Genomic DNA, 14068 nt, shown 5'->3' with positions numbered 1-14068 from the left:
AAGTAGAATGTGATGAAGAGATGAAATGTATAGCTGTGGGTTCTCTGAAAAAGAGAACCCATCTTAAGTAAGCATTAGAAACTGATGACTTTATCATTTGAGAGGATACCATCGAATGTTTTATCGGCATCACTGATGACAGCACCCGGAATCAGGTCACTCTTATCATACCCCTGCGATTGAAGACACATCGGGCATACCAGCAGTTTTCCACCGTTTTTGACAAACATGGCTAACATCTCATGCGTATTTTTACCATTTTGGGCGTTGGTTGGAGGGTTGAACCCCTTGACTGCCAGACGAACCCCTTCGGTATTTAAAAAGATCGTCATATCAAGACCGCGTTGCAACCCTTTGTTGGCAAACATAACTGCCATCGGTGCTTTGATATTATCACTTGATGTGACATTTACAAAGATGCTTTTTTTATCCTCAGCTATTGCAGCACTGCTCATTAATCCTAACCCTATCAGTAGTGTCAAAAGTAGTTTTTTCATGGATCTTCCCTTTTTTTGATGTAGTGATCAGTATAGCATAAAATAGATAAGGGATATTTATAACAATTGCTTCTCTATAGTACCCTGCTGAAGCGTATCAAAGCTTATTTCATTATGATATAATTCGACAATTTTTTATCATGTTCAGATAAAGTAGGGGGATCACATGAACAATATATTAAGCGGATTGACGGCATCGATTATCGCGCTTCCTTTGGCGATCGCTTTCGGGATATCCAGTGGATTGGGTGCGAGTGCAGGAATATACGGTGCGATCTTCTTAGGTTTTTTTGCCTCGCTGTTCGGCGGTACGAAAACCCAGATCTCAGGGCCGACCGGTCCAATGACAGTCATCTCTGCTTCTGTCGTCGCTGCATTTGGGGCTAATATCGCCTTGGTATTTACCACATTTTTACTTGCCGGTCTGTTTCAGATCCTGCTGGGGCTTTTGAAAGTCGGTAAATTTGTGAGGTTCATCCCTTATCCTGTCATTTCAGGGTTTATGAACGGTATCGGGATGATCATTATTCTATTGCAGATCAATGTGGCTTTGGGATCTGAAGGACAATCATCGATCATCAAAGCGATCGCAGATATACCTCATGCAATCACTGGGCTCAACCTTCAGGCACTCCTATTGACTTTGGCAACACTTGCGATCATCTATTTTGTACCTAAGAGGATCACGGCTAAACTCCCTTCTCCGCTTATTGCATTGGTAGTGCTCTCTTTTGTTGCCTATCTGTTGCATTTAGACGTTTCGTATGTCAGTGATATCCCTACAGGGTTGCCGAGTGTTGTGGAGTTTGGATTTGACAGTGCTTCGATCTCTTTTATCCTTATCTCGGCATTTACATTGGCGATACTGGGAACGATCGACTCTCTGTTGACCTCCCTTGTTGCTGATTCCCTGACGAAAGACAAACATGATTCAAATAAAGAGCTGATCGGCCAGGGGATAGGAAATGCACTTGCCTCACTCTTTGGCGGACTGCCGGGTGCAGGTGCGACGATGAGAACGGTAACCAACATAAAAAGCGGTGCCACAAGTAAAATCTCCGGAATGTTTCACTCTGTCTTTTTACTGCTTATACTGTTGGTATTCGCTCCTCTGGCAAGCAATATACCGATGCCGGTACTTGCAGGAATCCTGATCAAAGTGGGAATGGATATCTTTGATTATAAAATGTTAAACCAACTGAAGATCCTTCCTAAATTTGATGTTTCTGTGATGATGATCGTATTTATTCTTACGGTTTTTGTCGATCTTATCGTGGCTGTGGGTGTGGGCGTGGTACTCTCGTCGTTCCTGATTATACACAGATTGATCAAGGAGAGTGAAGTGGATATCTCAGGAGGGGAGACGGAAGCCAACAAAGAAGACAGGATGGTCAAAGACGGAATTGTAAGGATCGTCAATATCAAAGGTCCTTTTTTCTTCGGTTCCACCTCCTATATTCTTGAAAAAGTAGACAAAATGTTCAATGTCGAAAATGTGGTTTTGGATTGCAGTCTGGTCTCCTTTATGGATCTCTCTGCAATCTATGCCTTGAGCGAGAGTATCGAGAAGCTGAAAAGCAGCGGCATTGAAGTCTATATCGTTGCAGATGAGAAAAGAAAAGAGAAGTTGATAAAACTCGGAATCGGAGAGGTCCTTGATATCGAGAAGATCGTTGAGTCACAGATAAGGGCCTTGAGACGTATCAAAGAAAAGGAAATCGCAGCACACGTTTAGTTCGCTATACCTTTTCCCGTTGATAGGCTGCGCTTGGTGCTAAAAGTCTATACCTTTAGCGCCACAATTTGTACAACAGAACATAATCCCTCATGATGTTTCCCCTCAGAAAGCTCTCTTTCTCTCTCCAGCGCTGTGCTAAAGTCTAGGCCGGATAACTCTTCTTTGAGGGATTCAAGCGACATAAAAAGCGCTTTTTGTGATGGGGGAGGTCCACCCATACCACTCATTTTCGGCTGACGGGGTGTAAATCCCTCCAAGATAAATACTCCCTCTTTTTTGAGCGCACGCCGTACCTGTTGATGAAGCTTGATCCTTATGGAAGGAGGAACATGGGCAAAGATAGAGACGATACCGTCCCAAACATTTTCTCCAAGATCAAAATGTTCAAGATCTGAAACAACGGTTTCTATCTCTACACCATTTTTCTCAGCCAATGCTTTGGCTTTTTGCAGTCCTACTTTTGACTGGTCCATCGCAGTGACCTGATAGCCCTGCAGGGCAAGAAAAACGGCATTTCTCCCTTCTCCCTCAGCCAGACAGAGTACTCTGCCTCCCTGGGGGATAGTGTGATAATTGTCTTTTAAAAAATCATTCGGATTGGTTCCGTAGACAAACTCGTCTTGATCGTATCGTTGATCCCACATGATTAAAGTTCCTTTCATCGGTGTATGATTTTTGGAAGTATAGTAGAAAAGTATAAATATTCTTGGATATCGAAGTGATTTTGAGAAAGTGATTTAGCAGATAAAAAGCATTGAGAAAGGAGAGAGTCATCTTTTAAGAAAATATTTGGCGGTGAGCTCCTCTTCCGTCAACGGTTTATCAAAGTAGTATCCCTGGATGATATCACAATGCATCTTCGTTAACATCTCTACCTGTTGTTTATTTTCTACCCCCTCAACTACGACTTTCATCCCGAGTTCATGTCCGAGTGCGGTCATTGCTTTGACGATCTTCGCTGTTCTGGGATCGGACTCGATCTGATCGATAAAGCTTTTATCGATCTTTATGGAGTTGACATGGTAGGATTTCAGGTACTTAAAGGAAGAGTAGCCTGTTCCAAAATCATCAATGGAGACTTTTATCCCGGCTTGATGCAACGCATCCATTCTATGGATATTCTCCTCACATGAATGCATAATGATCCTTTCTGTCAGTTCAAGTTCCAGCATATCGGTAGTGAGATCGTACTGTTTTAGAAGGTTCAGCAGGTCTTTGAGGAAGTATTTGTCCTCAAGGTCTTTGGCGGTGATATTGGCTGCGATATAGATCTCTTTCCATCCCATTTCATGCCACTGTTTCAGCTTCTTGAAGGACTCTTCGAGCATCCACCTTGTGATTTGCAGGATCACACTGTTCTCTTCGGCGATCTGAATAAAAATATCCGGCGGAATAATCCCCCGTTCAGGATGTTTCCACCTAAGGAGAACCTCTACCCCTGCAAGCGTGTGGTCCTTGGCATTGATCTTTGGTTGGTATAAAAGGAAAAGTTCCTTCTTATCCAGTGCACGGTAGAGATCATTGTGCAGCTTTAAGTGATCAATGGCATAGTTGTCCAACTCCGTATTGAAGAAGTAAGCTCTGTTCTTTCCAAGCTGTTTTGCTTTGTGAAGGGCAGTTCCACTGTTTTTTATCAGGATATCATACGCCTGCCCGTCGTTGGGGTAGAGCGCAATACCCATGCTTGCTGTGATATGGATCAGCTCTTTATCAAGCGTAAAGGGTTTTCGTATCAACATCAGGATATTGTCGGCATGGCGGGCAAGAGTAGTGGTGTTCTCGATATGTTCAAAGAGAATAAGAAACTCATCTTCCCCCATTCGGATGATCGTATTATGTTTTGGCAGGGATGATATGAGACGATCCGTAAGCTTTTTCAGCAGTTCATCCCCTGCCTTATGTGTCAGTGAGTCATTGATCGTTTTAAAATCATCGATATTGAGTGTTAAAACGGCAAAAGCGTATTGGTTTTTGTCGGCATTGCGTACTGCTGAAGCAAACAGTCGTTTGATCGATTCACGGTTTGCCACTCCTGTAAGCTGATCGAGATAAAGGAGTGACTGCAGCTGATCGCTTAAGGCATAGGAGAGGACCATGATCTTGAACAGCACCCCGAACTGTTGGGCATGCATGATAAACCATGAACCTTGAAAAAGTCCGAATTTATGGAGAGAAAAAACCGTCGTTCCGAAGAAAAAGAGGCTCCACGCCAAAAGGTAGAGTTTAGCCCTTCTTTCATTTTTTTTTAAAACGGAAAGCCCCACAAAGACAAGTATGATCGGTGTAATGACACCCAGGAATGCAGCCAACCTGGTAGTGATAGCATAAAGGTCACAAAAGCTTAAGATAACAGGAATCATATTGAAGATGATCAAGGCATTGAGAAACGTATGTACTCTTGGTGCATTGATTGCAGTCTCCAGAAACCGTTGTCCGAAAAGTACGGAAAAGAGCACACACATGCTGACAAAGAACAAGACGCCATCATTATAGAGCCAGGGAAAATCAAACCATATCAGCAGCGGTGTAAAACCGTGAAAAGATAAAGTCATGATCCCGTATGAGACGATAAAAGCGACATAATAGAAGTAGATAATCTTTCTTACAACGATAAAAAAGACAAAATTATAGATGGCCAGAATGATCAAAATACCGTAAAAAATACCGGAAAGCAGATACTCGCTCAGGTCCTTCTCTTCCAATTTTTCTTTGTCATAAAGTACTAAGGGAAGATTGATACCCGATTGGGAACGGATCTTCCAGAGCAACTCTGTTGTCCCGGGCGTCAGTTCAACCGGAAAGCGATAGGTTCTGGCTTTTATGGATCGTGATGCAAAGGGCCGCCTGTCTCCGCTCTCAAAGTGTTGAATAGCCTTGCCGTTCTTAATCACATAGAGGTCAACATAGTCAATCAGGGCATTGTCCAGTTCTGCTATCCACTGTTGATTCACAGGGGCAGGGGTGTGAATCTTTGACCTCACCCAAATCGTCGCATCTGAGTATCCATGGGGCAGGCCGTTTTGATTGACCGTTTTGCATATAGAGGGGTCATTATCCTCTAAAAACATGTCGATAGAGTATGAGTTCAGTGTATCGATGCAGAGCAGGGTGGAGGCGGTAAGAGGGTATGTTTTCTTGTCGGATGTAATACGGATGGCTTCTTCTGCATTGACACTATACGTCAAAAAAAAGCTATAAATGCTTAGATATAATAATAGTACTCTTCCCATACGGCTCATTATACTATGATTTTTATCTTTTATAAAGATATTACCACATGAGTGCAATAATTTCACAATTTTATTTTATACTATGAAAGCGTTAACAACAGGAGAAATAATGAAAAAAGTAATAATGAGCGCGATGGTAGGTATGAGTCTGTCTCTACCGATGCAACTCTCTGCAGAATCTCTCGTGGAGAGAGTGGTGACCGAGGTGATCATGGGTGCATTTGATAAACCGCGCTATCAGGATCAGAGACCATACTATTATTATAATAACAGATACTACTATGGCGGAGAGTGGAGAAATGGATACTACTACTATAAGGGGAGTAGACTCGATGGCGGCCGCTATTATGAAAGAGGATATTATGATCAGTACCAAAGAAGTTATAGGCTCTATAGTAAACCGAAGTATCAGGATGAGAGACCTTATTATTTCTATAACAACAAATATTATTATGGCGGTGACTGGAGAGATGGTTACTACTACTATGACGGTAGAAGATTAATCGGTGGACGCTACTACAAAAAAGGATATCAAGAGCATTTTGGAAGGGACCGTAAGCATCCAAATCATAAAAAAGGTTATTACCAACATAACAAACACTACCTGGGTGAACATCAACATGATTACTATGATGAAAAACGTTATCGTGAAGAGAAGAGGTATAAAGAGAGAGAGCATGAGAAGGCCTCTAAAAAGCAGGATAAGAGATACAAGCAAGAAAAAAAATATAAAGAGCATAAGAATCATTAACGGTGTAACAGGCTTCTAGAATCTATAGAAGAAGCCTGCTTCACTAGCTATTTTATCTCTAATGGTATATTGAAAATAAAATGTGTAAAGAAGTATGTGTCAGGTTTCCATCCTTAGATGGAAACCTGAAGAGAGAGCAAACTTATGCCAGGTAATCCTGGATCGCTTTAGGTTCAAGATCACCTCCGTGCTCTTTAAGCTCTTTGATCGCAAGTGCCGTAGCACGTGCTGCTGCGATCGTCGTGAAGTAAGCAACATTGTTGCTTAGTACAGACTGTCTGATCGTCTTTGCATCATCTTTACTTGACTTGTTGTCACTGGTGTTGATCGCAAGCGCAATCTCACCGTTTTTGATCATATCATCAACATTCGGACGTCCCTCAGAGATCTTGAGTACTTTTGTTGACGGTACACCTGCCGCTTCAAGTGCCGTATGTGTTCCTGAAGTTGCAACGATCTCAAATCCAAGATCAACAAACATCTTACCGATCTCACCTGCCTGCGGCTTATCGATCTCTGTCAATGAAATAAAGAGTTTCCCCTCCAGAGGGATGTTGTTCTTACTTGCAAACTGGCTTTTTGCAAATGACATACCGAAGTTGTCAGAGATACCCATAACCTCACCCGTAGACTTCATCTCAGGCCCAAGGATCAGGTCTGATCCCGGAAGTTTGTTGAACGGGAATACCGCCTCTTTTACCGCTACGTGGTTTTTGAGGTTTGGCTCCATGATCTTCTTGTCGAAGTTCACGACGTTAAACGTATCATAATACTTGAGTGCTTCTTTCAGGTCACCTTGCAGCATCACTCTTGTTGCCACTTTTGCCAAAGGAACACCTGTCGCTTTAGAGACGAACGGCACGGTTCTCGATGCTCTCGGGTTTACCTCGATCAGGTAGATCTCACCTTTGTGGATCGCATACTGGATATTCAGTAGACCGATAACCCCTAGACCGAGTGCGATCTCAGCTGTCTGCTCTTTTACCTTCTCCTGAAGCTCCTCTGAGATACTTACAGGAGGAAGTGAACATGCCGAGTCACCTGAGTGGATACCTGCCTCTTCGATGTGCTGCATGACGGAACCGATATAGACATCTGTACCGTCACAGATCGCGTCAACATCAAGCTCTATCGCACTGTCAAGGAACTTGTCGATCAGTACCGGTGCATCATTGGATACACTGACCGCTTCATCCATATATTGTCTTAGCTCATTATCAGAGTATACTGTACGCATACCACGTCCACCGAGTACGAAACTAGGGCGTACTAGGACCGGGTAACCGATACGGTTGGCGATCGCCATAGCCTCATCTTTGGCAAAAGCCGTACCGTTGTCCGGTTGTCTGAGACCAAGCTCATTGATAAAGGTAGAGAACTGCTCTCTGTCTTCTGCAAGGTCGATCACTTTTGCCGGTGTACCGGAGATGTTCGCACCGATCGCCGTAAGGTTTTTCGCCAATTTTAGCGGTGTCTGACCACCGAAGTGTACGATCACACCGTCCGGTTTTTCTACTTCGATCACATTTCTTACATGTTCAAAGTCAATCGGTTCGAAGTAGAGGATATCCGAAGTATCGTAGTCAGTAGATACTGTCTCCGGGTTACAGTTATACATGATCGACTTCATACCCATATCTTCGATAGCAAATGCTGCGTGTACACAACAGTAGTCAAACTCGATACCTTGACCGATACGGTTTGGCCCACCACCGATGACCAGTACCTTTTTATCTTCACTTGCAGGAGCTTCTGCTTTTGGAAGCTTTGTAATGTTTGTTGTCGAATAAAGGTATGGAGTAAGCGCCTTGAACTCTGCTCCACAGGTATCTACTTCATTATACTCGAGACATGTACCCATTTTTTCTCTGGCATTGTAGATATCGTTCTCTGTAAGCGTCAGACCCTCTTTTTTGTTAATGATCTCTGCGATCATGGCATCTGAGAATCCTTCTGCTTTTGCAGCTCTTAGTCTCCCCGCATCACTTAGCATCGCGATATCCATCGCTTTCTCTGTCTCTACCATCTCTTCTAATTGGTAGAGGAACCATCTGTCGATCTGACAAAGGTCAAAGATCGCATCGACACTCATTCCGCGTCTAAGCCCTTCATAGACGTAAAGCATACGCTCAGCGTTCGGTCTTCTGATCTCACGTACAAGTGTTTCACCGTCACAATCGATCTTTTGGAACCCTGTAAGACCCGTTTCGAGTGAACAGAGTGCTTTTTGGAATGACTCTTTGAACGTTCTACCTATAGACATTGCTTCACCGACAGATTTCATACCTGTAGTCAAAGTTGAGTTGGCATTAGGGAACTTTTCAAAAGTAAATCTTGGAACTTTGGTTACAACGTAGTCAATGACCGGTTCGAAACTTGCAGGCGTCCCGGTGATATCGTTGGTGATCTCATCGAGGGTAAATCCGACTGCAAGAAGTGTCGCTACTTTTGCGATAGGGTAACCTGTCGCTTTTGAAGCCAGGGCAGAAGATCTAGAAACTCTCGGGTTCATCTCGATAACGATCATACGTCCTGTATCAGGGTTGATAGAGAACTGAACGTTTGATCCACCGGTATCCACTCCGATCTCACGCAAGATCTTGAAAGAGGCGTCTCTCATATTCTGATACTCTTTGTCCGTCAATGTCAGCGCCGGTGCTACAGTGATACTATCTCCTGTGTGTACACCCATTGGATCGAAGTTTTCGATAGAACATACGATAATACAGTTATCTGCTCTGTCACGGATAACTTCCATCTCATACTCTTTCCATCCAAGCATCGATTCCATGATCTCGATCTCATTAATCGGACTTGCCTCGATACCTGTTTTTGCAAGCTCTTTGAACTCTTCCATATTGTAAGCTACACCTGAACCGCCGCCGGCAAGTGTAAAAGAGGCTCTACTGATGACCGGGAAACCGATCTCTTTCGCTACTTTGATCGCTTCATCAACACTGTAGGCATTGGCACTTTTCGGTAGATCCATACCGATCTTGACCATTGCTTCATTGAAAAGGTGTCTATCTTCACCTTTTTTGATCGCTTCAGGGTTCGCACCAAGGAACTCTACATTATCCAGCATACCTTTTTCGTACATACTCATAGCAACGTTAAGTGCTGTTTGACCACCCATTGTCGGGAGTATCGCATCTACGTTTTCTTGCTTGATAATCTTATTAACCACCTCTTCAGTGATAGGTTCGATATAAGTTCTGTCTGCAAACTCAGGGTCTGTCATAATCGTAGCAGGGTTTGAGTTGATCAGTACAACTCTATATCCAAGTTCTTTAAGCGTTTTAGCTGCTTGTGTACCGGAGTAGTCAAACTCACATGCTTGACCAATTACGATTGGTCCTGAACCGATAAGTAAAATAGTATTGATATCATTGCGTTTTGGCATGGAAAGATCACCTTATTGGCAGGGCTTTTAGACCCTATTTTTTAGAATAATATTATATCCAAAGAGCCAAAATAAGGGCTTAAGGAAACCCTAACTCTAAGCAACTTTTACAACATCTCCGGCTTTTTCTTGGGATAGGCCACACTTATCGGACTGGCCGTAGTTAATTCAAGCGTCTATAAGAAGGTAGAAGGGAAAGTAAGTGATGCCAAAAGGTGCGAATAAAAGCACAATATTTCACAAGATGCTTAGGTTATCCTGGCTAAGGCTAGGCGTTGAACACCTCTTGTAAAATTTTGCACTTTTCTTTCTCCATTATTAATAGTATTTATAATGGAGAAATCCCCTTTTAAAAAAGGTCGAGTTGATCGTTGTTCGGCTCCGGAATATAACGTTCTTTCTGTTTTTTGATCTTTTTCTCTATCTCTTTCTCTTCAGTAGGGGTCTCGGGTTCTACCACATCTTCCTGGGTCTGGTCGATACGTTTAGGTATACTGGAGATAACCCTTTTCTTTTCATCGAGCGTTTCAGCCAATGGTTCTGAAGCATTATTCTCTATCGTTTTAGGCACGGTATAGTAGGTAGGGCTCAAACGTGTTTCATTGCTCTCAAAGCCTTCAACGAGCGTTGCTCTTGCATCATTGATCAGGAAAAATGTTTTTGGATGGAAAATATCGCTGTATGTCTTGATATAGGCCACTTTATAAGAACTGTGAAGTTCTGTTTTCGTGACGATCCCTACAGGAATATTCTCAAAAAAGATGGCATCTAACCCTGAGGTGACCACTTTATCCCCTTCATTGATCTCATACCATTTGGGGATAAATTTGATCTGCATCTCATTTTGTTGCAGTCCTTCAGCAATCCCAGGTGCTTTATTTGGGCCCACAAAGACTGAAAAACGGCACTGTTTATCAGAGGTAAGGTATCCGAAAAGTTGATTGTTTTTTACCTGCGAGATACCGGCTACTACATTTTTCTGTATCAGACCGTAGAGCTTTTTTTCTCTGAGGTTTTTTGGTTTTGTAAGCAGTATCTGGGAAAAACTGTTGAGTTTTACATAGGAGATGGTATCTGTGATCGAGATATTGTGAACCGGATAGCGTTCGAGCTGAGGAAGTACACTGTAGATATCTTTGACCTGTCTGATATAGTGTGTCTGTTCCAGGAGACGTTGTCTGAGTACCCTGTTTTCTCTGGCTAATTTCTCGATCGACTCTTTTTGAAAAATATAGCTTTGACTTTTATCTTCTATATCCTGTGTGAAGTTCTTATAGTGTTGTTTTAGAGGATTGATAATGGTGATAAGCGTATTGGTGATACGCTCATCGTTTCTTGTAAGAAGTACTGTCAGGATCAGTAACAGTATGACAATGATAACAAGTCTAGTCTTCATAAGCTGTTTGTTGTAGTAGGTCGATCTCTTCGAGTGCTTTTCCTGTTCCTTTTGCCACTGCCAATAGTGGTTCTTCGGCGATAAATACCGGGAGTTTTACCGCATCAGAGAGGTATTTGTCCAGTCCCCTGATCAGTGCACCGCCTCCTGTAAGTACGATACCGTTCTCTACGATATCTCCCGCAAGTTCAGGCGGAGTCTCTTCTAGCACAGACTTGAGTGCATCGGCGATCTCTTCAAGAGATGGTTTGATCGCGGTTCTGATATGCTCAGAAGTGATATCAATAGCCGTGAGGCTTCCATCTACCTGATCTCTACCTCTGACGGCAGTCGTAAGCTCCTCATCCAGAGGGATCGCCGTACCGATCTTGATCTTAAGGTCTTCAGCGACACGCTCACCGATAAGCAGGTTGAAGTTCTTTTTGACGTAATCAACGATCGCCTGATCCAGATTGTCACCCGCCACACGGATAGACTTACTGAGAACCAGACCACCAAGAGAAGTAACACCGATCTCAGTCGTACCACCACCGATATCCACCACAAGGTTACCGTTCGGGTCTTTTACCGGAAGTCCTGCACCGATCGCAGCAGCCATAGGCTCTTCGATCAGGTAGACATATCTCGCACCCGCATTCTCAGCCGAGTCCTTTACCGCACGTCTCTCAACCTGGGTGAGTCCGTAGGGTACACAGATGATAATACGAGGGGAGAAGAAGCCTTTTCTTTTATGTGCTTTTTCAATGAAATAGCGGATCATCATCTCGGTCACTTCGAAATCCGCGATAACCCCGTCTTTCATAGGACGGATCGCTTTGATATTGCCCGGTGTTTTACCCACCATATCTTTTGCTTCCTGTCCTACAGCCAGGATACGCTCCTGACCATGTTTATCATATTGGATCGCCACAACTGAAGGTTCGTTGATCGCGATTCCTTGTCCTTTTACAAGCACAAGTGTATTTGCTGTTCCCAAGTCTATCGCCAGGTCATTGGAAAACATACCTAGTAATTTTTTAAACATCTATTCTTCCCTTCTGGTTTTTTATGCAGTTTTTTTATGTTTGATATAGACAGGCTTTGCACCTTCATTTACCACATCTTCTGTGATCACGACTTCATAGCCTTCAAGCTCGGGGAGCTCATACATGATATCAAGCAGTATCTCTTCCATGATCGAGCGAAGTCCGCGTGCACCGGTTTTTCTGTCGATCGCTTTCTGAGCAATCTGCTCCAGAGCTTCCTCTTCAAACGTCAGTTTCACATCATCGATCGCAAAGAGTTTCTGATACTGGTTGACCAATGAGTTTTTCGGTTCTACCAGGATACGCACCATCGCCTCTTTGGTGATTTTGCCAAGTGTAGCAAAGATATGCAGACGACCGATGAGTTCAGGAATGAGCCCGTAGGATACCAGGTCATCAGACTCTATAAGAGGAAGAAGATCTTCACTCTCCATCTTTGAACGTTTTTCCTGACCAAACCCCAAGGTATTACTGCCCATTCTTCTCTTAACGATATCGCTCAAGCCGTCAAATGCACCGCCGCACACAAAAAGGATATTCGTAGTATCTATCTGGATGAAGTCCTGATTCGGGTGTTTACGGCCGCCTTTTGGCGGGATATTGACGACTGAACCTTCGATCAGTTTAAGCAGGGCCTGTTGTACCCCTTCACCTGATACGTCACGGGTGATGGATCTGTTCTCTCCCATACGTGCGATCTTGTCGATCTCATCGATAAATACGATTCCCTGCTCGGCACGTTCCACATCTCCGTCTGCTGCCATAAGAAGCTTTGTAAGGATGTTCTCCACATCTTCTCCGACATATCCTGCCTCAGTGAGGTTGGTCGCATCGGCGATAGCGATAGGTACATTGAGGAACTTTGCGATCGTCTGAGCCAGAAGCGTTTTACCTGATCCTGTCGGTCCGATAAGCAGTACATTGGACTTGGAGATCTGTGTCTCATCTTCCTCTTCGAACTCTCTAAAAATACGTTTATAGTGGTTATAGACAGCTACGGAGAGGGTCTTCTTCGCCTCTTCCTGACCAATGACATAATCACTGAGCATCGCATACATCTCTTTAGGTGTGTAGAGCGTATGCGCGATCTCTGCAGTGCTTATCTCTTCCTGCTCTTCTTCACCGAAGAGTATCTTGTAAGCAGAAATCACACAGTTTGAACAGATATAGACCCCTTCACCTGCGATCAAGGGGTTTTCTATACTCTCTGTCGCGTGACAAAAACTACATTCTTGTTTATTTGACATTTTCATTCCTTACAAAAGGGATACCTCTTTTAGAGGTTTGGATAAACTCACACAACTGTCTGACTTTTGCTGAGTCGGTATTGTCCAAAAGGGCTGCCGCTGTTTCCTGAAGCGGTTTACCCTGTTCAAAGAGTTCTCTGTAGGCTGATTTGAGTGCATTGATCTCTTTACGATCCATGGCACGTCTCAGTCCTGTCAGGTTCAGTCCGCGAAGCGTTGCACGATTACCTTCAGCCAGACAGAACGGCGGTATATCCTGTGACAGTGCAGAAGCGCCGCCGATCATGGCAAAATCACCGATATGTACAAACTGATGGATCGGTGTAAGTCCGCCGATCACGACATGATTGCCCAGTTCAACATGGCCTGCCAGCGTTGCGCCGTTCGCGAGGATACAGTTGTCACCGATGATCACATCGTGTCCCAGGTGTACATACCCCATAAAGAGGTTACCGTTTCCTACTTTTGTGACAGAACCGCCGCCTTCCGTTCCCGGGTTGAAAAGGGTAAACTCACGGATCGTATTGTTGTCACCGATAATGAGTTGTACCTCTTCTCCTTTGAATTTCAGGTCTTGCGGGATAGTACCTATCGCTGCATGGGAGAAGATACGGTTATTTTTACCTATCGTCGTATCTCCCTCTATCACGGTATGTGATGCAACTGATGTACCGTCACCGATCTTGACTTTCGGTCCGATGTAGGCAAAAGCGCCTATCGTGACATCTTCTCCAAGTTGTGCACCATCTTCGATAATGGCTGTTGGATGGATAATTGACAT

10 protein-coding genes are annotated in these 14068 nt (G+C 43.7%); 2 read left to right on the top strand and 8 right to left on the bottom strand.

Features of this window, described 5'->3' with window-relative positions; all coding sequences use genetic code 11:
- Positions 1-74: 74 nt before the first annotated feature.
- Positions 75-497, bottom strand: a complete 423-nt coding sequence (locus tag AC4JOV_RS07010) for a DsrE family protein (RefSeq protein ID WP_229938299.1) — start codon at positions 495-497, stop codon at positions 75-77.
- A 166-nt stretch (positions 498-663) separates the two neighbouring features.
- Between AC4JOV_RS07010 and AC4JOV_RS07005 the strand changes: the two genes are divergently transcribed.
- Positions 664-2232, top strand: a complete 1569-nt coding sequence (locus AC4JOV_RS07005; RefSeq protein WP_229938300.1) for a SulP family inorganic anion transporter — start codon at positions 664-666, stop codon at positions 2230-2232.
- A gap of 47 nt (positions 2233-2279) precedes the next feature.
- Here the strand turns inward: AC4JOV_RS07005 and AC4JOV_RS07000 are convergent, their stop codons facing one another.
- Both AC4JOV_RS07000 and AC4JOV_RS06995 read right to left on the bottom strand, forming a co-directional pair.
- Positions 2280-2897, bottom strand: a complete 618-nt coding sequence (locus AC4JOV_RS07000) for a class I SAM-dependent methyltransferase (RefSeq protein WP_491522124.1) — start codon at positions 2895-2897, stop codon at positions 2280-2282.
- Between the two features lie 108 nt (positions 2898-3005).
- Positions 3006-5420: an EAL domain-containing protein gene (locus AC4JOV_RS06995; protein ID WP_491522123.1), complete on the bottom strand. Its 2415-nt coding sequence runs from the start codon at positions 5418-5420 to the stop codon at positions 3006-3008.
- A gap of 154 nt (positions 5421-5574) precedes the next feature.
- Between AC4JOV_RS06995 and AC4JOV_RS06990 the strand changes: the two genes are divergently transcribed.
- Positions 5575-6216, top strand: coding sequence for a hypothetical protein (locus AC4JOV_RS06990; protein ID WP_229938303.1), 642 nt, complete (start codon positions 5575-5577; stop codon positions 6214-6216).
- A 142-nt stretch (positions 6217-6358) separates the two neighbouring features.
- Here AC4JOV_RS06990 and carB read toward each other — a convergent pair whose 3' ends face one another.
- From carB to lpxA, 5 genes are all read right to left on the bottom strand, one after another.
- Positions 6359-9619: a carbamoyl-phosphate synthase large subunit gene (gene carB / locus AC4JOV_RS06985; protein ID WP_229938304.1), complete on the bottom strand. Its 3261-nt coding sequence runs from the start codon at positions 9617-9619 to the stop codon at positions 6359-6361.
- Between the two features lie 349 nt (positions 9620-9968).
- Positions 9969-11015: a rod shape-determining protein MreC gene (mreC, locus tag AC4JOV_RS06980; protein ID WP_229938305.1), complete on the bottom strand. Its 1047-nt coding sequence runs from the start codon at positions 11013-11015 to the stop codon at positions 9969-9971.
- Positions 11005-12039 carry a rod shape-determining protein gene (locus tag AC4JOV_RS06975; RefSeq protein ID WP_229938306.1) on the bottom strand — a complete coding sequence of 345 codons (1035 nt, stop codon included), beginning with the start codon at positions 12037-12039 and terminating at the stop codon, positions 11005-11007. The genes mreC and AC4JOV_RS06975 overlap by 11 nt, the downstream gene beginning before the upstream one ends.
- A gap of 21 nt (positions 12040-12060) precedes the next feature.
- Positions 12061-13287: an ATP-dependent Clp protease ATP-binding subunit ClpX gene (gene clpX, locus AC4JOV_RS06970; protein ID WP_305799971.1), complete on the bottom strand. Its 1227-nt coding sequence runs from the start codon at positions 13285-13287 to the stop codon at positions 12061-12063.
- On the bottom strand, positions 13277-14068 hold the full coding sequence (gene lpxA, locus AC4JOV_RS06965; protein ID WP_229938308.1) for an acyl-ACP--UDP-N-acetylglucosamine O-acyltransferase: 792 nt from the start codon (positions 14066-14068) through the stop codon (positions 13277-13279). The genes clpX and lpxA overlap by 11 nt, the downstream gene beginning before the upstream one ends.

The organism is Sulfurovum sp. MH2-6, assembly GCF_058374785.1.
Note: the sequence above shows the minus strand (reverse complement) of the source record. Positions and strands in the feature narration are given on the sequence as shown.

Excerpts from the sequence above, each read along its gene's own strand:
- AC4JOV_RS07010 (WP_229938299.1), bottom strand. The coding sequence starts at position 497 with ATGAAAAAACTACTTTTGACACTACTGATAGGGTTAGGATTAATGAGC.
- AC4JOV_RS07005 (WP_229938300.1), top strand. The coding sequence starts at position 664 with ATGAACAATATATTAAGCGGATTGACGGCATCGATTATCGCGCTTCCT.
- AC4JOV_RS07000 (WP_491522124.1), bottom strand. The coding sequence starts at position 2,897 with ATGAAAGGAACTTTAATCATGTGGGATCAACGATACGATCAAGACGAG.
- AC4JOV_RS06990 (WP_229938303.1), top strand. The coding sequence starts at position 5,575 with ATGAAAAAAGTAATAATGAGCGCGATGGTAGGTATGAGTCTGTCTCTA.
- carB (WP_229938304.1), bottom strand. The coding sequence starts at position 9,619 with ATGCCAAAACGCAATGATATCAATACTATTTTACTTATCGGTTCAGGA.
- mreC (WP_229938305.1), bottom strand. The coding sequence starts at position 11,015 with ATGAAGACTAGACTTGTTATCATTGTCATACTGTTACTGATCCTGACA.
- AC4JOV_RS06975 (WP_229938306.1), bottom strand. The coding sequence starts at position 12,039 with ATGTTTAAAAAATTACTAGGTATGTTTTCCAATGACCTGGCGATAGAC.
- clpX (WP_305799971.1), bottom strand. The coding sequence starts at position 13,287 with ATGTCAAATAAACAAGAATGTAGTTTTTGTCACGCGACAGAGAGTATA.
- lpxA (WP_229938308.1), bottom strand. The coding sequence starts at position 14,068 with ATGTCAATTATCCATCCAACAGCCATTATCGAAGATGGTGCACAACTT.